Origin of the sequence: Labrenzia sp. PHM005 (assembly GCF_006517275.1) — a bacterium.
GTDB lineage: Bacteria > Pseudomonadota > Alphaproteobacteria > Rhizobiales > Stappiaceae > Roseibium.
On the sequence record NZ_CP041191.1, the window covers coordinates 83,801 to 101,675 of the forward strand.

Genomic DNA, 17,875 nt, shown 5'->3' on the forward strand with positions numbered 1-17,875 from the left:
GAAATGAATTAAGCTTTTGGGAGGAAGCGGCCATATGAATGATCAGGAGACGCTGAATGCGGGTGTGCGGCCGATGCCGCAGATCAACAAGATTACCGTAAATGACGTCATTGATGCCCTTGCCGCCGGATTAAACGATTTTCGGGCAGCTCCGGTCTACGGTTTGGCTATCGGAGCCTTTTTTGCTGTCGGCGGCCTGTTCGTTATTCTCAGTGCTGCCGCACTTAATTTGAGCTACTTGTCATACCCAGCCGCAGCTGGTTTCGTTTTGATCGGCCCATTTGCCGCAGTCGGCCTTTATGAAGTCAGCCGGCGCCTGAAGACCGGTGAAGAGCTGTCCTGGTCGAAAGTTCTCGGCGCCATGTGGGCGCAAAAGGGCCGTGAACTCTCCTGGATGGCCTTCGTTGTCCTGTTCATCCAGATCATGTGGATGTATCAGGTCCGTTTGCTTTTGGCGCTGTTCTTGGGCTTCCGCTCATTTGCCTCGTTCGAGGAATTTCTGAACGCCGTTATTGGCAGCCCCGAAGGCTTGATGTTTCTCGCAGTTGGTCACGTCGTCGGTGCGGTCTTATCGCTGATCTTGTTCTCTCTGACGGTCATTTCCTTTCCAATGCTTTTGGAAGAAGACCGGGATTTCATCACAGCGATGATTTCCAGCGTCCGGGCCGTTGCGACATCCCCAGTACCAATGATCGGCTGGGCATTTGTGGTCACTGCTGTTTTGATTGTTTCAATGGCGCCCGCCTTTATCGGGCTGATCATCACATTGCCAATCCTCGGGCATACGACTTGGCATCTCTACAAGAAATGCGTGACAATTCCTGAAGAACCCGGCAGCGCTTAAGCGCTGCTGCTTCCGGCTGTTTCTTTATCAGCCGCAGCCTCCATTGCGGCCTTGCGCACCTGCCACTCGGCAAGTGCTTCAATATCCACCTGGGCCGGCCGGTAATCGACGCGGGTGAGATAAAGGCCATCGGCGGGGGCAACCGGGCCACACGCCTTGCGGTCCTTCGCTTGCAAGGCCTTTGTGATGTCCCCTGGTCCCCATCGGCCTTCGCCGATCAGTCGCAACGTCCCGACCATGGACCGGACCTGATTGTGCAGAAAGGACCGGCTGGAACACTCGGCAATGACGAATTCCCCATCCCGATAAACCGAAAAGTGCTCCAGTGTTTTTTCCGGGCTTTTCGCCTGGCAGCGGGAATGCCGGAAGGTGGTGAAGTCGTGATGGCCGACGAACTCCTGAGCAGCCGCATGCATCGCATCAGCATCCAGCTCGTGTTTGACATGCCAAGCAAGTCCCAGCTGATGGGTCAGCGGTGGTAAGCGATTGTGAATACGGTACCGGTACGCCCGACGGATCGCGGAAAAACGGGCATCGAACCCTTCATGCATTTCCTCGCAATCCAGAATGACAACCGGATCTGGCTGGCAATGAAAATTCATCGCCCCCATGATGGTTTTAACTGGCCAAGTCTTTGACAGATCAGCATGGCACACTTGGCCTGTTGCATGTACGCCGGTGTCCGTCCGCCCTGCCCCGCCAATCGTGACATCTTCTCCTGAAAAGGCTTTGATCGCTCCCTCAATCACCGCCTGAACAGAAGGGGCATTTGCCTGGCGCTGCCAGCCGGAAAAGGGCCGGCCATCATATTCCACCGTCAGTTTGTATCGCGGCATGTTCTTGTCTTATTCGAATTCTTCAAACGGCGTGGCAAACGCCACCTCGATCGGCAGATTTTTGGTTCCAGCTTCGGTCAACGCCAGCGCCATAAATGCACCACCGGCATAGGGACCGTGGATCTTCTTTGCCAATTCGGGATCAAAACCGAACCGCGGAAAATATGCCGGAGGTCCGAGAACCAGAACGAGGTCTTCCTCCAGTTCTGAAAGGCTTTTCAAGGAAGACCGGATTAGGCGATCTCCAACACCTTGGCGCTGGACATTTGGCAAGACAGAAACCGGAGAAAGGCATGCGACTTGAATTGCTTGACCCGGCCCAATTGCGGCATTGGTGACCCGGCTGTAGGCAACGTGACCGACAATCGCGCCGTTCTCATCAACAGCCACCTGTTCCAGGACCAAAGCGCCGCAATGGCGCAGCTTGTGGACCAGCCTTGCTTCCATGTCAGATGGATAGACTGCCAGCAGCAATTCGCGCACGATTGCTTCATCCGCGGGCTCCAGATCCCGTACGACCAAGTCAGATCCTGTCATCAGTTCGCTCATGATACGCTCCTGGCGCATGTTAACTGACGGACGCGCCAACAGTAAGGGCAGCTCCGCGCAGGAAATCGGCTCCACTCATCGGCTTTTTGCCGGCACGTTGGACCTGTTCCAACCGCACAGCACCCGAACCGCATGCAATGACCGGGGCATCGTCTACAGCCAGAACGGTTCCGGCAGCACCATTTCCGTCTGCAAGACTGCTGCGTAGGATTTTGACCCGCTCAGTCTTTCCGCCCAGCGACATCTCGCACCAAGCACCAGGAAACGGCGACAGGCCGCGAATATGATTGTGCACGTCTTCTGAAGACAATGACCAGTCGATTTGCGTTTCTTGTTTGGAAAGTTTGGCCGCGTAGGTCACACCGTCTTCAGCTTGCACCTGTTCGCCCAGCGCACCACGGGACAAAGCAGCCAGGGCACGCACCATCAAGTCTCCACCGAGGCTTGACAGCTGGTCGTGCAGTTCGCCCGCGGTCATGTTCGGGCCAATCGCAACTGTTTCCGACATGCAGACGGGACCAGTGTCGAGCCCCTCTTCCATATGCATGATTTGAACCGCGGTTTCCGTATCGCCTGCCATAATGGCCCGATTGATCGGTGCAGCTCCCCGCCAGCGCGGCAAGATCGAGGCATGCAGGTTCAGGCAGCCCTGTTCTGGCGCATCCAGAATCGCCTTCGGCAGCAAAAGGCCATAGGCGACCACAACGGCAACATCCGCATTCAGCTCGTCAAATTGCGCTTGCTCTTCCGGATCTTTCAAGCTGGTGGGCGTAAAGACTGGGATCCCGAAGGATTCAGCGGCCTCATGCACCGGGGACTTTTTCAGGTCCATTCCACGGCCGGCCGGACGTGGCGGCTGGGAATAGCAGGCAACAACATCATGGCCCTGGCCAACGATTTCCATCAGGGTCGGCACGGAAAAATCAGGCGTGCCCATAAAAACAACACGGAGGGACATAGGCTTCCTAGGCGAAGTGTGAGGGTCTACGTGCCTTATGGCGCGATTAGGCCAGTCCAGGCAACAGGGCTTTGAGGCTACCGACTATCATTTCCATCGCAATTGCCGCCAAAATCATGCCCATGAGCCGGCTCATCACGCTTGTCGCGGTCTGACCCAGAAAACGAGACAGCAGCGGTGCAGCGAAAAAAGTCGCGATCAGTACCCCAATCGCTGCCGCGATCGCGGCCACATAAGCGATCTCACTGGAAATCCCAGTCACCTCACCCCGATAGATGATCATCGTCGAAATCGACCCAGGGCCGAGCAGAATTGGAACTGTTAGCGGATAGATCGCCGGATTATCCTGTGCCGCGTGGTGTTCTTTTTCCTGTTCGGTTCCATGATGCGCTTTGCTTTGCTCACCGGAAATCAGGTTCAAGGCGATCAGAAGGATCAGAAAACCGCCTGCAAGCCGGAATGCATCCAGGCTGATGCCGAACATGTTCAGGAGCGCATTTCCGGTCACTGCAATAACCGCGGCGCCAACCGACAGGCTGATCAGAAGAGTAAAGGCTGTCTTGCGTTCAAAAGCCGGTCCGCGGTCGGCCGTCAGCGACAAAAACACTGGCAAGTTCGCGATCGGGTTCATAATCGCGAACAGCGCGGCAAAAAGCTTCAAGAACAATGCTTGATCCATAATGTCCGTCTTTCCATCAGCCGGACACAGGTCTTATAACTTACCAGCCAGCTTTGCCTGTTTGGTGAATTTCTTGACAACGCGGTCGCGCTTCAATTTTGACAGATAGTCAATGAACAGCTTGCCATTGAGATGGTCAAGCTCATGCTGAATGCAGGTCGCCAGCAAACCATCCGCCTTAATTTCCTGTTCCGCGCCCTCGCGGTTGAGAAACTTGACCGCCACTTCCGCTGGGCGTTCCACATCCTCATAGTAGTCAGGGATGGACAAACAGCCTTCCTGATAGACGGACAGGTCTTCACTCGACCAGACGATTTCCGGATTGATGAACACCATCGGTTCTTTGGGTGCATCTTCCTTGGCAACATCCAAAACGAAAATGCGCTTCAATATGCCGACCTGGCTGGCAGCAAGGCCAATGCCCGGGGCGTCATACATGGTTTCCAGCATGTCATCGGCCAGGGCAACAGTTTCTGCATCCACCGTTTCAATCGGTGCGCACACTTCACGGAGAACCGGATCCGGAATCGTAATAATCGAACGTTTTGTCATGGGCCTGACATAGGCAATCCCAGCTTTCCGGTCAACGCGCAATTCCGACAAGTTCGGACCGAATCTTAGGCGGGGAAAGCAGCTTCTCCGCTGTTCTTTGCACCGAATCGTTCTATGTTTGTTTCATGAATGAGATCCTGTTTGTGTTTAGTGGCCGGCCCGTCACGATTTTGGAAACCGCTGTTGCTGGCGGGCTGCTTTTGCTTGCACTTATTGTCTGGCTGGTGATGAAGACCATGCGGGAAATTCGCTGGCGGGCTGAAGCTGATTCTGCGGCTACCGAACGCATACACGAACTGGAAAGCCATCTCTCTCAGTTGCTGAAATCCCAAGGCGAAATGACCGGCCGGATGCAGACCATGGCAGAGGTGTTTGGGTCTCGGCAGTCGGACATGATGCGGGCGGTCAACGAGCGGCTCGACGGGATGGGCCACAAACTCGGCCTGTCTATGGCTGACACCAGCAAACGCACCCAAGACGGCCTCCGGCATCTACACGAACGGCTCGCCGTCATCGACCGGGCCCAAGCCACGATAACAGATCTTTCCGGGCAAGTGGGTCAGTTACAGGCGATCCTGTCGAACAAACAGACCCGTGGGGCTTTCGGTCAGGGCCGCATGGAAGCGATCATTCAGGATCAGCTCGCACCAAGCGGCTATTCTTTCCAAGCGACGCTGTCGAACAACAGCCGGCCGGATTGCTTGATCCATATGCCCAACGGTGCGCCGCCTTTGGCGATCGATGCGAAGTTTCCGCTTGAAGCGTTCAATCTCTTAAAGAAGGCGGAAACAGACGAGCAGCTCAAATATGCTCAAGCCCAGTTCCGCAAGGACTTTACCAAACACATACAGGACATCGGCGACAAATATCTGCTTCCTGGCGAGACCCAGGACACGGCCTTTCTATTCGTGCCATCAGAAAGCGTATTTGCCGAGCTGAATGAGCGTTTTGAAGATCTGATCCAGAAAGCACACCGGGCGCGCGTCGTGATCGTGTCGCCGTCCTTGCTGATGCTTTCTATTCAGGTGATCCAGGCGGTCTTGCGGGATGCCAAGATGCGGGAACAGGCGCATCTTATTCAGGCCGAAGTCGGCCACCTGATTGCCGATGTCAGCCGTCTCAATGACCGCGTCGGAAAGCTGCAGTCCCACTTTGCGCAGGCCAACAAGGATATCGATCAGATCCTGATTTCTTCGGAAAAGATCGGCAAACGCAGCCGCAAAATCGAGGATCTGGAATTGGGCGAAGTGACGTCCGGGGGAGAGACTCAACAAAGCGATGCGCCGCAACTGGCTTTAACGCCTGACCGTTAATCGGTGTTTGGAAAGATCAGGCTAGACGGCGGGCTTTGGTAATAGCGCCCCATTCAGTTGCCGCTATCCGGGCAACGGCTTCATCCAATGCTTCATAGGCCACAGTCATGGTGTGGCCGTTGGCGTGAAGCAGCTGGTTCGGTCCACTGATGATCCCGACGTGTCCTTTCCAGAACAGAAGATCGCCACGGCGCAGCTTGGATAAATCGCTGAAGGAAATTTGGTCTCCGGCCTCAGCTTCCAACATGTCGCTGTCCCGCGGTAAAGAAATCCCGCCGGTCTGCGCTGCCAGTTGAACCAGCGCCGAGCAGTCCAGTCCAAGACTGCTGCGTCCACCCCATAGATAAGGCGTTCCTAAAAACTCCTCAGCAGTCGCAACCCAATTGGTTTCCATGTGATCCAGGGGCACCAGATGTTTTGCCACAACAGCCGAGCCGTCACTCAACAAAGCATATCGGCATCCCCGTGTTTCAGCTTCACCCGTGACTGAAACAGCCGCTCCCATGGACAGGAGGTCCAAGGGCGGCATCTTGAGTTCGGCTGCCGGATAGCGGTAAGTGCGTAAAGCTCTGACGCGATGCGTCGGTGTCTGCCGTTTTTCAATGGCATCTGAGGAAAACCATCCGACATATCCGTCTGTTGCTAATTGCCCCCAGGCCCAGCCTTCCGGGGTTTGCTCATAGACCGTGATCTCTTCTCCAAACAGGGCTTCGGTATCAATCGAGAGATCCGGTCGGGGTTGCGGCCGCAACGCCATCCGGTCAACACAAACTTGAAATACCAGCCCATCCACAAACCTGTCAGCGGATACCTGACCTTCATAGGACCTGGCAGCAAGGTCTTCTCGAACAGGGTGGCGGCGGCGGTCAAAGGTTTTCTGCATAAGAAACAATCTAACTGATGGACTGAAGGAGACAAACAGAGCTCAACCGCTAACGCGGCAGTTCAGCTGCCTTTTCCGCAATAAGATCTCCGAGCTGCTCCAAATAGAGCGCCCCTTCGACTGTGCGGGTGATAATCACGTTGCGTTTGTCGGCATCATCGCGTTTGCGCGATAACAAACGCATGCTGCCCAGCGTATCGAGCGCCCGGGTGATCGCCGGTTTGGTGACATTCAGTTTGGAAGCGAGCCCGCGAACAGTATGGGGCGGTGGCTCGAGATAAACAGTCAATAGGATCGTCAATTGGCGCGCGGACAGATCCTGTTCGCTGCCCCGTACCAGCGTCAAATTGACTTCGTGCATGAGCCTAAGCGCCTGTGCGGCGCGCATTTCTATGGCCATGAATGACGTGTTCCCTACCCCAATCATGACCATTGAAACATAAAAACGTTTCGGGGCCGTTATTGTCCGTTCGAATATCGCTCACTGATGAGATCAAACAAAGCCCGGATGCCCTGCGCTTCACCCCCCATTGGCTTTCCGGGTTTTTCGGCCGGCGTCCAACCGAAAATATCGAAGTGCACCCAGCTGTGAGCCTTCTCAACAAAGCGGGACAAGAAGAGCGCCGCGGTGATGGATCCGGCGAATCCGGTTCCAGAGGTGTTGATGTGATTGATATCGGCGACCTTGCTGTCGAGATATTTCATATACGGCTGCCAAAGCGGCATCCGCCACAAAGGATCGGTGGCCGCTTCGGACATCACAGCAATATCTTCGGCAAGCGCATCGTCATCGGTGTAGAACGGCGGCAGGTCCGGGCCAAGCGCCACGCGGGCAGCGCCGGTCAAGGTCGCCATATCGATCAGAAGGTCCGGACTTTCCTCATCAGCCAGCGCCAATGCATCGGCCAAGACAAGGCGCCCTTCGGCATCTGTATTGCCGATTTCAACGGTCATACCCTTGCGGCTCGGCAAGATATCACCAGGACGGAAAGCATTCCCCGAAATTGCGTTTTCGACACACGGCACAATGACCCTCAATCTGACCGGCAATTCGGCGGCCATGATCATCGACGCCAGGCCAAGGACATTGGCCGCCCCACCCATGTCTTTTTTCATCAAGGTCATCGATCCGCCCGGTTTGACGTTCAGGCCACCGGTGTCAAAAATCACGCCCTTGCCTACCAGAGTGATCTTTGGATGGTTCTCGTTGCCCCACGCATAATCTGCCAATCGCGGTTCACGGGAGCTCGCCCGTCCGACCGCATGCACCATCGGAAACTCTTCTGTCAGCAAATCCTCGCCAACAACACAGCGTCCCGCTCCCCCATGTGCGGCAAACAATGTATCGATTGATTGTGCCAATTCTTCCGGACCAAGGTCGTTGGCCGGTGTGTTGATCAAGTCTCTTGCGAGTTGGACTCCGTCCAGAATCGCGCCGATTCGATCAAGATCGATGCTATCGGGAACCGCCAGGCGCACCGGCTTCTCAGATGCTTTCCGATAGCGGTCAAACTTGTAACCTGATAGCGCAAATCCGAGAGCCGCTTCTTCGGGTTGAGGAAAACCCTCTGCCAAATGATAGTCTCCTGCGGGCAGAGCCTTTGCTAGGCTGCCGAGGGCAAACGCATGAGCGGGGCCATCTTCTTCGACTCCGAACAACACGGCCGCGAGCTGACCACTCAAGCCCGGCACAAGCTGGAACGACGAAGATTTTGCCGAAAAGTTGTTCGCCAGGCACCACTCTTTTGCAGGCTCACCCAAACCGGTCAAAACCTCCTGCAAACTCCCTTCGCTGACAGCCAGCACGGGTATGGAAGATTGGACATCACTTTGACGAACAAGTGTATTGCGCACGGGTTTCCTCCAACTGAAGACCGGATCGTTTGTCCAAGACGTAATCTCCGGAACCGTCAGAAGCAAGCGCTCCGGTTCGTCACGGACATTGCAAACTGCGACCCGCTTAACCAACCATTAGGGTTAATTATCTATGTCTATAGGGAACTTACATGGTGCGGACAGCAAGGATTTGAGAAATGCAAGCGCCCTACACCCGTTCAACAGCAAAACGTTTTGGTCTCGCAAAGACGTTGATGGCAATGACTGCTCTTGTCCTGGTTGCGGGGTGCGCCTCTAACAAGTCCAACACCGGATCCCACTCCCCGGCGTCCGGCGGCTATTATTCCGCGCCAGGATCGGCCCAAGCGCGTGCCGCTGTCTCCAAATGGGCTCAAGCCTATGAAAAGGATAGAAAGAACCGGGCAGCAATTCTTGGCTACTCGGACGCTCTCAGCCAAAACGGCCAGACACCCCAAGCAATGGCTGTTCTGCGCGGCGGAGTAATTTCCTATCCGAAAGACCGCGAGATCGCATCAGCCTACGGCAAAGTTTTGGCCATGAATGGCCGGTTTGATGAAGCCATGAACGTTCTGAAACGCGCCCAGCAACCGGATACACCAGACTGGAAACTGATGTCAGCGCAAGCGGCAATCTATGACCAGATGGGTCAGCATAAAAAAGCACGCAGCCTTTACAAGCAGGCTCTGAAAATTGCACCGGACGATCCGAGCCTTCTGAACAATCTTGGCCTTTCCTATCTCCTGTCGAACGAACTTCCGGATGCGGAATATACACTCCGGAAAGCGGCAGCCCTGCCGGGATCAGACAGCCGGGTCCGGCAGAACCTGGCGTTGGTGCTGGGCATTCAAGGCAAATACGACGAAGCCATCCAGGTCGCTCAGGCTGAACTGGATCCCCGTCAAGCCGAAGCCAATATCGCCTACCTTCAATCCATGATGAAAAAACGTCAGGGCTGAACCTGGCTGGAATGGCAGTTTAGATCGCTGCCCAGGCGTCAGCGCGTTTTTGCGTTATTGCGTTTTATAACTCCAGCAGGCAGATCGGCGCAGCAGAATGCGCCATCTCCCGTCCCCTTTTTCCTTAAACTCCCGAAAATCTCGGAATGATCGTAAAAGCGTTTGCTCCTATTCATACACCTGAAGGGGCAGGACACTTGCTGCGGTAAAGGACGGATTCTTTGCCTGGCAACACCGGACTGCGAGAAACGGGTGGCGCCCGACGCGGTAGATTTAGGGCGCAATATTGGCCGCTTGAACCGTTTGGAGAAAGGTGAAACAGAGAGCTAAGGGCGCCTCAAAATATACTTGAAACGCTTCCGCTCTTCTCACTAAAGGCAATTGAGAATGTCAGTTGCTGTAGCGGTTCATGCTCGCGGGCTTCCGAAGAACAAGCCCTTCCAGTTGACTGGCGTCATTGAAACAACAGAACGTCAAGTTTCTTCATTCCAAGAGACGAAGAAACAGTCGTTGTTTATTTGAATGTGTCCATGACCTGAATGACTGCCGGCGTCAGGATCACGAAAAACAACACCGGAAGAAAGAAAACAATCATGGGGACGGTTAGTTTCGGTGGCAATGAAGCTGCTTTTTGTTCTGCCAGCTGCATGCGTTCAGCACGCGTATCGTCAGCCATATTGCGGATCGCCGTTCCGACTGGCGTTCCGTACCGTTCCGCCTGAATCAACGCCATCATGACGTTTTTCACGCCGTCTACACCTGTCCGGGCCGCGAGATTTTCATAGGCGGTTCGCCGTTCACTCAAGTAGGATAGTTCAGCTGTCGTGAGTGTGAGTTCTTCTGCAAGATCTACTGATTGTGCCCCAATTTCCTCAGCTACCCTTTGAAAGGCAGCTTCGATCGACATTCCCGACTCCACACAAATCAACATCAAGTCCAAAGCATCCGGCCAAGCCCTTTGAATGGCCAGCTTACGCTTATCGATTTTGTTTTTGATGTAGACATTTGGCAGAAACGCGCCACACCCGGAAATTGCGAGGCAAAAGCAAATCTTTGAGAAGGCAGGCAAAGTGGCCGGCAGAAACAGAAATGCATAGACAATTGAAATAACAAAGAGGACACCCGGGACAGCGATCCTTGCAGTCAAGAAGTAATAAATGGGTGCAGTCCCGCGGTAACCAGCCATCCGAAGACGCTCTTGCGTAGAATCATCGGCAAGCATCTCTCTGAGGTTCAGCCGGTCAACGAACCTCTTCATTTTCGCTTTGGGCTGATTGCGCAGCGAGGCTTTGGCATCTCCTTGATTTGCCTGTAAACGCGCACGCTCTTGCGCTCTAATCCGATCGCGCTCCAACGCAACATTCTTCATGCGCGCTTTCAGCGTGTCGCGCGACAACAGCGGCATGACGAGAGAAAATATCGTTCCAGTGACAGCGATCATCGCTAGAAAAGCGGCAAGAACCTGACCTGAAGCAAGTGCTTGAAAATCCATGATAGCTCCTAGAAGTCGAAGTTAATCATGGCGCGCATGACCATAATACCGCAGAACATCCAGAATAAGCATCCCGCAATTATGAGTTTTCCGGAACTCGATGTGAAAAGGATCATCATGTAGTCCGGAGCGATTAGGAACAGTATTCCGCCAACAGCAAACGGTAGAGAACCGATAATCCCTGCAGACGATTTTGCCTCAGAACTCAAAGCCTTAATCTTGGCTTTCATAGCCTTCCGCTCACGCAGGACTTTAGACAAGTTGCCCAAAGCTTCAGCCAATCCACCACCAGCTTTTTGTTGAATACTGACGACGATCGCCAGGAAATTCGTTTCAGGCAAAGGCACCCGTTCAGGCATTTTTGAAATCGCCTCGGCTAGGGAGATCCCCATCACCTGCGTTTCGGTGATTTTCCTGAATTCCGTTGCAACCGGTTCACGAGCCTCCCTGGCAACAACTTTCACGCAATCGCCAAGCGGAAGGCCTGCCTTAACGCCACGGACAATGATGTCCACTCCGTTAGGCAACTCCTCAAGAAAGGCGTTGAACCGGCGCTTTCTTTTGCTGCCAACATACCAACGTGGAAATCCGAAACCGCCGAAAAAGGCGAAAGCAACCGCAATCAAGATGTTCCCGCTAGCCACAAACGAAATCGCCATAAAAATTATCGCACTGACGACACTAAAGATTACAAAATGGCGCATTTCCCACGTAAGGCCAGCCTGCTCCATTTTGACTTTCAGTGAAATATTCTGCTGGCGTTCCTGCTTGGCCTTTTGGCGGTCTTCGAAGTCCTTCAACTGATCCTGGATCGACTTTTTGCGCCGGTTGGTGTCGCGAACTTGTTTGCGTTGGTTTTCATTCTGGGGACGCGCAGAAACAGCGGTCATCCGCTCGTCACGCCGCTTAGTTCCAGACAATGACGGCAAAAACAGCCCAAATATGATGCCGCCAACACTCAACATCACTAGAATAGCAACTGCGGTACCAGTGACGGCCGGTGTCATAAATTGTTCGAATCCGGACATAAGTTCACCTATTCCGCCATGTATTCAGGCATTTCAGAAGCATCAAGGGCTTCAGCCAAACGCGTCTCATCATTAAAGTAACGCGCACGTTCCCAAAACTTCGGACGGCCGATCCCGGTTGAGCGGTGGCGTCCAATGATCTTGCCGTTGGGATCTTCACCAACAATGTCGTAGAGGAAGATATCCTGGGTCGTGATGATGTCCCCTTCCATACCCATGACTTCCGTCACATGGGTAATCCGGCGGGATCCATCGCGCAGGCGTGCGGCCTGGACGACGACGTCAATCGACGACACAATCATTTCGCGCAAAGTACGGGAGGGCAGGGAAAAACCGCCCATCGTAATCATTGATTCCAGTCGAGATAGGGCTTCACGAGGCGAGTTGGCGTGCAACGTCCCCATGGATCCGTCGTGACCCGTGTTCATTGCCTGCAACAGATCGAATGCTTCGGGTCCACGAACCTCGCCCACGATAATACGTTCCGGGCGCATACGCAGACAGTTCTTGACCAGATCGCGCATGGTAATTTCACCCTCACCTTCAAGGTTCGGAGGGCGGGTTTCTAGACGGACAACATGCGGCTGCTGCAGCTGCAATTCTGCGGAGTCTTCGCAGGTGATGATACGTTCGGTGTTTTCAATATAAGCTGTCAAACAGTTCAACAGCGTCGTTTTGCCGGAACCTGTACCGCCTGAGATCAGTACGTTACAGCGTGACCGGCCAATGACCTGAAGGATTGTCGCACCTTCTGGCGTAATCGAGTCGAACTTGACCAGCTGATCTAGGGTGAGTTTGTCGCGTTTGAATTTACGAATAGTCAGTGCAGGCCCATCAATGGCGAGCGGCGGTGCAATCACGTTCACACGAGACCCATCGGGAAGACGCGCATCACAAATTGGGCTTGCATCGTCGACACGGCGGCCAACCTGACTCACGATTCGCTGACAGATATTCATCAGCTGCGCGTTGTCTCTGAAGGCAACACCGGTCTGCTCAACTTTGCCCTGGGTTTCGATGTAAACCGTGTGGGCGCCATTGACCATGATATCTGCAATGTCGTCCCGGGCCAGCAATGGTTCGAGAGGACCATACCCGAGAACGTCGTTACAAATATCCTCTAGTAGATCTTCCTGCTCGGAGATCGACATCACCACATTTTTCAAGGCGATAATGTCGTTCACAACGTCACGGATTTCATCCCGGGCGTCTTCGGCATCAAGGCGGGCAAGCTGTGACAGATCGATCGCCTCGACGAGGGCATTAAAGATCTGCGCCTTTGTTTCGTAGTACTCGTTATTCTTTTTTCTGGCTGGTGTCCCCTGCTCGCCCTCCGACTGCGGATTTGCCGCTGCTACAGGAGGACTTGCCGGTTTGCGGGGAACTTGGCTAGGGCTCGGAGGTGGAGGTTCCGGCAGTTTGTCAGCCACAGGCTGAGCCGGCGCCTCGGAAACTTCCGGAACGCCCCCAGGCCTCATATGAGGCATTCCAGACGATGAACTGCCGCGTCTACCAAACATTATATTACTGCTCCGCTGGCCTGGTCACTTAGCCGGCTTTCCGTTTCAGTTTTGAAAACAGTTCTCCCAAAGGAGAACGGGAAGATTTAGTTGGCTGTGCCTTCCCGGAAACCGATTGCGCCAGATCCTCAAACATGCGCGCTATCGCATGTTTGCCATCAAGTTCACCTATCATTTGGCCATTATTGGCCGCCGTTCCGAACAATTGAGGTTCGAACGCGATTGCGGCCTGGACATCCAATCCTAAAGCACTTGCAAATTCATCCGGTTTAATCTCCGGACGCTTTGGTACGTTCACTTTGTTCATCACCAAATGCGGTGGCCGGTCGTTCGGGCGCAGCTGCTTGAGCAGATCCACCATATTCTTCGCATTCCGCAAATTCGCGAGATCGGGTTCCGCCACCAAAACAATCTCATCGGCATTGAGCAAAGTGTTCTTAACCCAAGAGTTCCAAGTGTGTGGAACATCCAAAACGACATGCGGAGTGCTGAGCCGCATCGTATCGATCAACTGATCAAACGTTTTTTCGTTATGATCGTAAGTTCGCTCCAGCGTGGCTGGCGCTGCCAATAGACTCAAATGCTCGTTGCATTTTGCAAGGATACGATCCAGGTAGGTTTCGTCCAGCCTTTCGGGAGAAGAAATCGCCTCAAAGACACCTTGCAAAGGATCCTGATTGTAGTCGAGACCGGCCGTTCCAAAGGGCAGGTCGAGGTCTGCAACCAAAACTTCGCTGTCGAATTTCCGCGCTAAACACCAAGCGCCATTGTGCGCAACGGTTGATGCGCCGCAGCCGCCCTTTACACCGTAAAACGCAACTGTACGGCCCAGCGGCTCGGCTTCCGGATCATTGTACAGATTGCTGATAGCTCCAATCAGCTGAAAGATCGACACCGGGGCAATGAGATACTCGCTCACCCCGCGCGTGATCAGTTCCCTGTAGAGAGTGACGTCGTTCACATCACCGATTACAATCACTTTCGTTCCGGCATCGCAGTACTCGGCAAGCCGGTCGAGGCTTTGAAGAAGGTCTTCGCGTGCGCCGGATGTTTCCACGATAATTAGGTTGGGTGTCGGTGCCTGTTCGAAAGTACTGATTGCAACGGGAATTCCTCCCATCTCAATCTTCATGTGAGCCTTTAGCATCCGGCGATCTTCAGTTGCCGCCTCAACCGTATGCATCGTGCTCTCACTTAGGCAAAAGCTTTGGACGGTGATCCGCGGGATCATTGCAACGTCCTTTGCGTCCACCGAACCTGAGTAGCCGTTGCCACCGTGATCCGTTGACGGATCAGGATTACCGGACATTCCCATAGCATCTGAATCAACATTCATTGGATCATCACTCCGAAACTTCTGCGCCAACACCTTCGGTGTATTGGGAAGCAGTTGTTTCACCCTTCCTATACTTTTCGAATACGACTGCTCTGCGGTTCTGATCACCAGGTGTGCTCGACCGCGGAGTGATCAGATCGGAAGGGTTCTCCACCATCGCCGCAAGATTAGACTGAGTTGCACAGCCAAAGTTTTGGTAATTTGTATTCTGGGTGATACCGCCACCGATGTTCTTCGGCCAGGAACCGCATTCGCCGGTTGTTGCCTTCATGCGGGCATACGACAAGCGGATTGGCGCATCAGCGGACGGGTCTGATGACGGATAGGTCCGCGTCGAGATCTGAGAGCGGCTGAGACCTCCCTGTTTCAAGGCACCACGGATGTCCCGGGTAACCGCGTGAACCGCCGCTTCATTGGCAGCACCTGTTGGAACAAGGATTTCAACTCTTCCATTGCCTTGCCGCCTGGAATCCATTGCAAAGGAGGCAATTGAATCGGTCACCGGTCCACCTAGCCGGCGGGTATTCCTGCCAATCGGAAGATCCAATGTTTCAGGCGCTTCACTCACCACAATTGGATGTTGGTACCGATAGTCATGCGACGCCAGCAATTCTGCATTTGACTGCTTTTGGGATTGACAACCAGCGACCAGAAGACCTGTCAATAATACCACGCCAGTGGAGGCGGGCAGCTTAAACCGGGAATGTAGTGTCATTTTCATCCGACTGCCCTCACTTGTAGATGAAGCCAACTTGGCCATGGTAAGTGCCTTCCGCCTGCTGTCCGGCTGGGTTGAATATCTTGTTCAACCGGTTCAAGAACACGGTTTCCGCATCTGATGGGGCAAACAGGTTTTTGTCCGGCCGAACCATCTTTTGTGCCGCAACTGGGCGGACAGCATATGGTGTGACAAAGACCGCCAGTTCTGTTTGCTGCTTCAAAAAATCCCGGCTCTTAAACAATGCGCCAATGACTGGTAACTGCATCAGCCCAGGAACCCCTTCAATTGCCTGCTGGTAGGATTCCTTCAACAAACCGGCCATAACAAGCGTCCCTCCAGAGGGCAGCTCCATCGTCGATTCGGCCCGCCGAACTTTCAAAGCCGAAATTGTAATACCACCTGCTGATACAGCCCCTTCATTGGACAATTCGCTGACTTCGGTCTTAACGCGCAGGCTGATCCGGCCGCCGGACAAGACCACAGGTGTAAAGTCCAACCCAACACCAAACTTCTTGAACTCGACCGAGATCTTGTTGTCTTCTTGGGCTATCGGAATTGGAAACTCACCACCGGCCAGGAAGCTGGCGTTTTCGCCGGATATTGCCGTCAAAGTGGGTTCAGCAAGCGTCCGGATAACACCGTCCCGCTGCAGAGCGTCTACCTGTGCAGTGAGCGACGTTGCACCGGTTGCGAAAGTGACACCTGCGGTCGCCTGATTGACGATAGACGGGTTCACATTGAAAGACGGTAAGCTATCGCCGAACGGATTGTAGTTGCCAGCTGATATGCTTCCACTAAACCGGACACCCAGCTGCTTGATAATGGAGCGCTCGACTTCAGCAACAGTGACTTTCAAGTGCACCTGATCGGAGCCGGATACGGATATTAGATTAACGATTCCTGCGGCGCCCTCGGCGCCCTGAAATTTTGCAGCTATATCGGCCGCTTGCTGTGCTTCGATCGTGCTTTTGGCAGTTCCGGACAATACGATATTGCCGTTGATGGACTCAGCCGAAACATTTGCTCCTGGAACAAGTCTTCGAATGATCCGAGTGATATCGGATGTATCCTTTTCAACACGAATGCTAAAACTGGCCAATTCACGGCCACTGCGGCCAAAAAGCACCAACCGGGATTGGCCGGCTGTGTTGCCGAGGACGAAAATCCGACGCGGTGTTCTTAAGACAGCGTCCGCAATCTCCGGATTGGAAATCAAAACATCTGCGGCATCTTCAGCCAAATTGATGACGACTGAGCGGCCAATGCCAACATTCAGTATCCGGCCACTGGCCCGTTCTCCAGCAGCAATGTGCACTTGGCTTGGAAACACCTCTTGAGCCTGGACGTTTTGCGGTTCAGCGAAGAAGGCGGTCGCCGCGAGCGCCCCTAGAAACAATGCTCCTTGCTTGAGCGTATTGCCGTTCTGGCGAAAGCGGATTTTTGGAATGAATTTTGTCATTTCACGCCTGCCTGGCTGGTAATGCCGTATTTTACAAAACTGACGCCCCGGCGGGTTTCCGTCGGTTCCGCGTCATCTGCAGAATCTTGAGCGCTGCGCAGTGCCAGCGCTATTGTTCCGACCTGTTGTGATTGCGCGACAATCTCCGACTGCCCAAGTGTTAGCTCAAGGGTCGCAGTCCGTTTCGGTGAAAGGTTCTTTTGATCTTGCTCGCCTGCGGTGGTCGTATCGATAGCCAGAACCCGAATGTTTTCGAGAATGGTTTCGCTCATCGCTCCCTCGTCGGAACGGCGTGTCAGGATCAGGTCAACTTTGTCACCAGGTAAGATGAACCCGCCTGCGGTGGTTTCCGCTTCGACTGCAACGGCAATTGCACGCTTCCCTTTCGGCAAAAGCGCAGACATGAACCCCTTGTCGGTGTTAATGAGGCGCTCAGGCCGGATAGGTTCACCCTTGTAGATCCGTGTCTTGGCGATTTGCCCGTGAAGATCTTCATGGGCTTCGGGTTTTGCCTTTTTAGTAACAGCACCAATCGGAACTGCTTCTTCCGGCCAATCCGTCCAGACCATATCCTCAGCAGACAATTTTCCACCCAGCAGGATATCATTTGCCGCAGTAAGCACTTGCTCTTGAGCCTGTTTGACCGGTTGCGGCGCCTCGGCGACCTGTTCAGAAGGCCCGCCAGACATCATCACCATCCGGAATGCCAAGATTCCGGCAGCCACGGCTACAGCCAAGACAAGAAGGCGTGCTAATTTCATGACCAACCATCCAATAATGCAGAGCGCAAATGCGCCGATATCAGCTAATTTGACTGGAATTGGTCAAAACATGGTTAATCGGATGTAGATAATTTTGGTAAATATCTGTTTACGTTACTTACCAATCAATT

18 protein-coding genes are annotated in these 17,875 nt (G+C 53.8%); 3 read left to right on the forward strand and 15 right to left on the reverse strand.

The window, feature by feature from the left end:
- Window positions 1-34 precede the first annotated feature (34 nt).
- On the forward strand, window positions 35-844 hold the full coding sequence (locus tag FJ695_RS00540; RefSeq protein ID WP_141183624.1) for a DUF2189 domain-containing protein: 810 nt from the start codon (window positions 35-37) through the stop codon (window positions 842-844).
- On the opposite strand, the gene truA is transcribed toward FJ695_RS00540, so the two are convergent.
- Genes truA through def form a run of 5 tightly spaced genes read right to left on the reverse strand, consistent with a single transcriptional unit; the run spans window position 841 to window position 4,418 of the window.
- Entirely contained in the window at window positions 841-1,680 is an 840-nt protein-coding gene (gene truA, locus FJ695_RS00545) for a tRNA pseudouridine(38-40) synthase TruA (RefSeq protein WP_141183625.1), read from the reverse strand. The genes FJ695_RS00540 and truA overlap by 4 nt on opposite strands.
- Window positions 1,681-1,689: 9 nt before the next feature.
- Window positions 1,690-2,229 carry a GNAT family N-acetyltransferase gene (locus tag FJ695_RS00550; RefSeq protein WP_141183626.1) on the reverse strand — a complete coding sequence of 180 codons (540 nt, stop codon included), beginning with the start codon at window positions 2,227-2,229 and terminating at the stop codon, window positions 1,690-1,692.
- A 19-nt stretch (window positions 2,230-2,248) separates the two neighbouring features.
- Complete coding sequence (fmt, locus tag FJ695_RS00555) at window positions 2,249-3,187, reverse strand: methionyl-tRNA formyltransferase (RefSeq protein ID WP_141183627.1); 939 nt, start codon at window positions 3,185-3,187, stop codon at window positions 2,249-2,251.
- A gap of 46 nt (window positions 3,188-3,233) precedes the next feature.
- Window positions 3,234-3,866 (reverse strand): MarC family protein, encoded by a 633-nt coding sequence (locus FJ695_RS00560; RefSeq protein ID WP_141183628.1) that lies wholly within the window; start codon window positions 3,864-3,866, stop codon window positions 3,234-3,236.
- A gap of 33 nt (window positions 3,867-3,899) precedes the next feature.
- Window positions 3,900-4,418, reverse strand: a complete 519-nt coding sequence (def, locus tag FJ695_RS00565) for a peptide deformylase (RefSeq protein WP_141183629.1) — start codon at window positions 4,416-4,418, stop codon at window positions 3,900-3,902.
- A gap of 125 nt (window positions 4,419-4,543) precedes the next feature.
- On the opposite strand from def, the gene FJ695_RS00570 reads away from it, so the two are divergent.
- Entirely contained in the window at window positions 4,544-5,731 is a 1,188-nt protein-coding gene (locus tag FJ695_RS00570) for a DNA recombination protein RmuC (RefSeq protein WP_141183630.1), read from the forward strand.
- 16 nt (window positions 5,732-5,747) lie between these two features.
- Here the strand turns inward: FJ695_RS00570 and FJ695_RS00575 are convergent, their stop codons facing one another.
- Genes FJ695_RS00575 through FJ695_RS00585 form a run of 3 tightly spaced genes read right to left on the reverse strand, consistent with a single transcriptional unit; the run spans window position 5,748 to window position 8,468 of the window.
- The gene (locus tag FJ695_RS00575) at window positions 5,748-6,614 is read right to left on the reverse strand and encodes an NlpC/P60 family protein (RefSeq protein ID WP_141183631.1); all 867 of its coding nucleotides are present in this window, start codon (window positions 6,612-6,614) and stop codon (window positions 5,748-5,750) included.
- A 49-nt stretch (window positions 6,615-6,663) separates the two neighbouring features.
- Window positions 6,664-7,014 (reverse strand): MarR family transcriptional regulator, encoded by a 351-nt coding sequence (locus FJ695_RS00580; RefSeq protein ID WP_141183632.1) that lies wholly within the window; start codon window positions 7,012-7,014, stop codon window positions 6,664-6,666.
- A 59-nt stretch (window positions 7,015-7,073) separates the two neighbouring features.
- The gene (locus FJ695_RS00585) at window positions 7,074-8,468 is read right to left on the reverse strand and encodes a M17 family metallopeptidase (RefSeq protein ID WP_141183633.1); all 1,395 of its coding nucleotides are present in this window, start codon (window positions 8,466-8,468) and stop codon (window positions 7,074-7,076) included.
- A gap of 179 nt (window positions 8,469-8,647) precedes the next feature.
- Between FJ695_RS00585 and FJ695_RS00590 the strand changes: the two genes are divergently transcribed.
- Window positions 8,648-9,427 carry a tetratricopeptide repeat protein gene (locus FJ695_RS00590; RefSeq protein WP_141183634.1) on the forward strand — a complete coding sequence of 260 codons (780 nt, stop codon included), beginning with the start codon at window positions 8,648-8,650 and terminating at the stop codon, window positions 9,425-9,427.
- Between the two features lie 514 nt (window positions 9,428-9,941).
- Here the strand turns inward: FJ695_RS00590 and FJ695_RS00595 are convergent.
- From FJ695_RS00595 to cpaB, 7 genes are all read right to left on the reverse strand, one after another.
- Complete coding sequence (locus FJ695_RS00595) at window positions 9,942-10,919, reverse strand: type II secretion system F family protein (RefSeq protein WP_141183635.1); 978 nt, start codon at window positions 10,917-10,919, stop codon at window positions 9,942-9,944.
- 8 nt (window positions 10,920-10,927) lie between these two features.
- Entirely contained in the window at window positions 10,928-11,650 is a 723-nt protein-coding gene (locus FJ695_RS00600; protein ID WP_209010856.1) for a type II secretion system F family protein, read from the reverse strand.
- Window positions 11,651-11,955: 305 nt separating this feature from the next.
- The gene (locus tag FJ695_RS00605) at window positions 11,956-13,467 is read right to left on the reverse strand and encodes a CpaF family protein (RefSeq protein WP_141183637.1); all 1,512 of its coding nucleotides are present in this window, start codon (window positions 13,465-13,467) and stop codon (window positions 11,956-11,958) included.
- Window positions 13,468-13,495: 28 nt separating this feature from the next.
- Window positions 13,496-14,803, reverse strand: coding sequence for a CpaE family protein (locus FJ695_RS00610; protein ID WP_168206224.1), 1,308 nt, complete (start codon window positions 14,801-14,803; stop codon window positions 13,496-13,498).
- Between the two features lie 7 nt (window positions 14,804-14,810).
- Window positions 14,811-15,563 (reverse strand): CpaD family pilus assembly protein, encoded by a 753-nt coding sequence (locus tag FJ695_RS00615; protein ID WP_371708922.1) that lies wholly within the window; start codon window positions 15,561-15,563, stop codon window positions 14,811-14,813.
- Complete coding sequence (locus FJ695_RS00620; protein WP_141183638.1) at window positions 15,535-16,983, reverse strand: type II and III secretion system protein family protein; 1,449 nt, start codon at window positions 16,981-16,983, stop codon at window positions 15,535-15,537. Before FJ695_RS00620 ends, FJ695_RS00615 begins: the two co-directional genes overlap by 29 nt.
- Window positions 16,980-17,744 carry a Flp pilus assembly protein CpaB gene (cpaB, locus tag FJ695_RS00625; RefSeq protein ID WP_141183639.1) on the reverse strand — a complete coding sequence of 255 codons (765 nt, stop codon included), beginning with the start codon at window positions 17,742-17,744 and terminating at the stop codon, window positions 16,980-16,982. The genes FJ695_RS00620 and cpaB overlap by 4 nt, the downstream gene beginning before the upstream one ends.
- Window positions 17,745-17,875: the final 131 nt, after the last annotated feature.

Coding starts and splice junctions, on each gene's coding strand:
- FJ695_RS00540 (WP_141183624.1), top strand. CDS start 35: ATGAATGATCAGGAGACGCTGAATGCGGGTGTGCGGCCGATGCCGCAG.
- truA (WP_141183625.1), bottom strand. CDS start 1,680: ATGCCGCGATACAAACTGACGGTGGAATATGATGGCCGGCCCTTTTCC.
- FJ695_RS00550 (WP_141183626.1), bottom strand. CDS start 2,229: ATGAGCGAACTGATGACAGGATCTGACTTGGTCGTACGGGATCTGGAG.
- fmt (WP_141183627.1), bottom strand. CDS start 3,187: ATGTCCCTCCGTGTTGTTTTTATGGGCACGCCTGATTTTTCCGTGCCG.
- FJ695_RS00560 (WP_141183628.1), bottom strand. CDS start 3,866: ATGGATCAAGCATTGTTCTTGAAGCTTTTTGCCGCGCTGTTCGCGATT.
- def (WP_141183629.1), bottom strand. CDS start 4,418: ATGACAAAACGTTCGATTATTACGATTCCGGATCCGGTTCTCCGTGAA.
- FJ695_RS00570 (WP_141183630.1), top strand. CDS start 4,544: ATGAATGAGATCCTGTTTGTGTTTAGTGGCCGGCCCGTCACGATTTTG.
- FJ695_RS00575 (WP_141183631.1), bottom strand. CDS start 6,614: ATGCAGAAAACCTTTGACCGCCGCCGCCACCCTGTTCGAGAAGACCTT.
- FJ695_RS00580 (WP_141183632.1), bottom strand. CDS start 7,014: ATGGCCATAGAAATGCGCGCCGCACAGGCGCTTAGGCTCATGCACGAA.
- FJ695_RS00590 (WP_141183634.1), top strand. CDS start 8,648: ATGCAAGCGCCCTACACCCGTTCAACAGCAAAACGTTTTGGTCTCGCA.
- FJ695_RS00595 (WP_141183635.1), bottom strand. CDS start 10,919: ATGGATTTTCAAGCACTTGCTTCAGGTCAGGTTCTTGCCGCTTTTCTA.
- FJ695_RS00600 (WP_209010856.1), bottom strand. CDS start 11,650: ATGGAGCAGGCTGGCCTTACGTGGGAAATGCGCCATTTTGTAATCTTT.
- FJ695_RS00605 (WP_141183637.1), bottom strand. CDS start 13,467: ATGTTTGGTAGACGCGGCAGTTCATCGTCTGGAATGCCTCATATGAGG.
- FJ695_RS00610 (WP_168206224.1), bottom strand. CDS start 14,803: ATGAATGTTGATTCAGATGCTATGGGAATGTCCGGTAATCCTGATCCG.
- FJ695_RS00615 (WP_371708922.1), bottom strand. CDS start 15,563: ATGGCCAAGTTGGCTTCATCTACAAGTGAGGGCAGTCGGATGAAAATG.
- FJ695_RS00620 (WP_141183638.1), bottom strand. CDS start 16,983: ATGACAAAATTCATTCCAAAAATCCGCTTTCGCCAGAACGGCAATACG.
- cpaB (WP_141183639.1), bottom strand. CDS start 17,744: ATGAAATTAGCACGCCTTCTTGTCTTGGCTGTAGCCGTGGCTGCCGGA.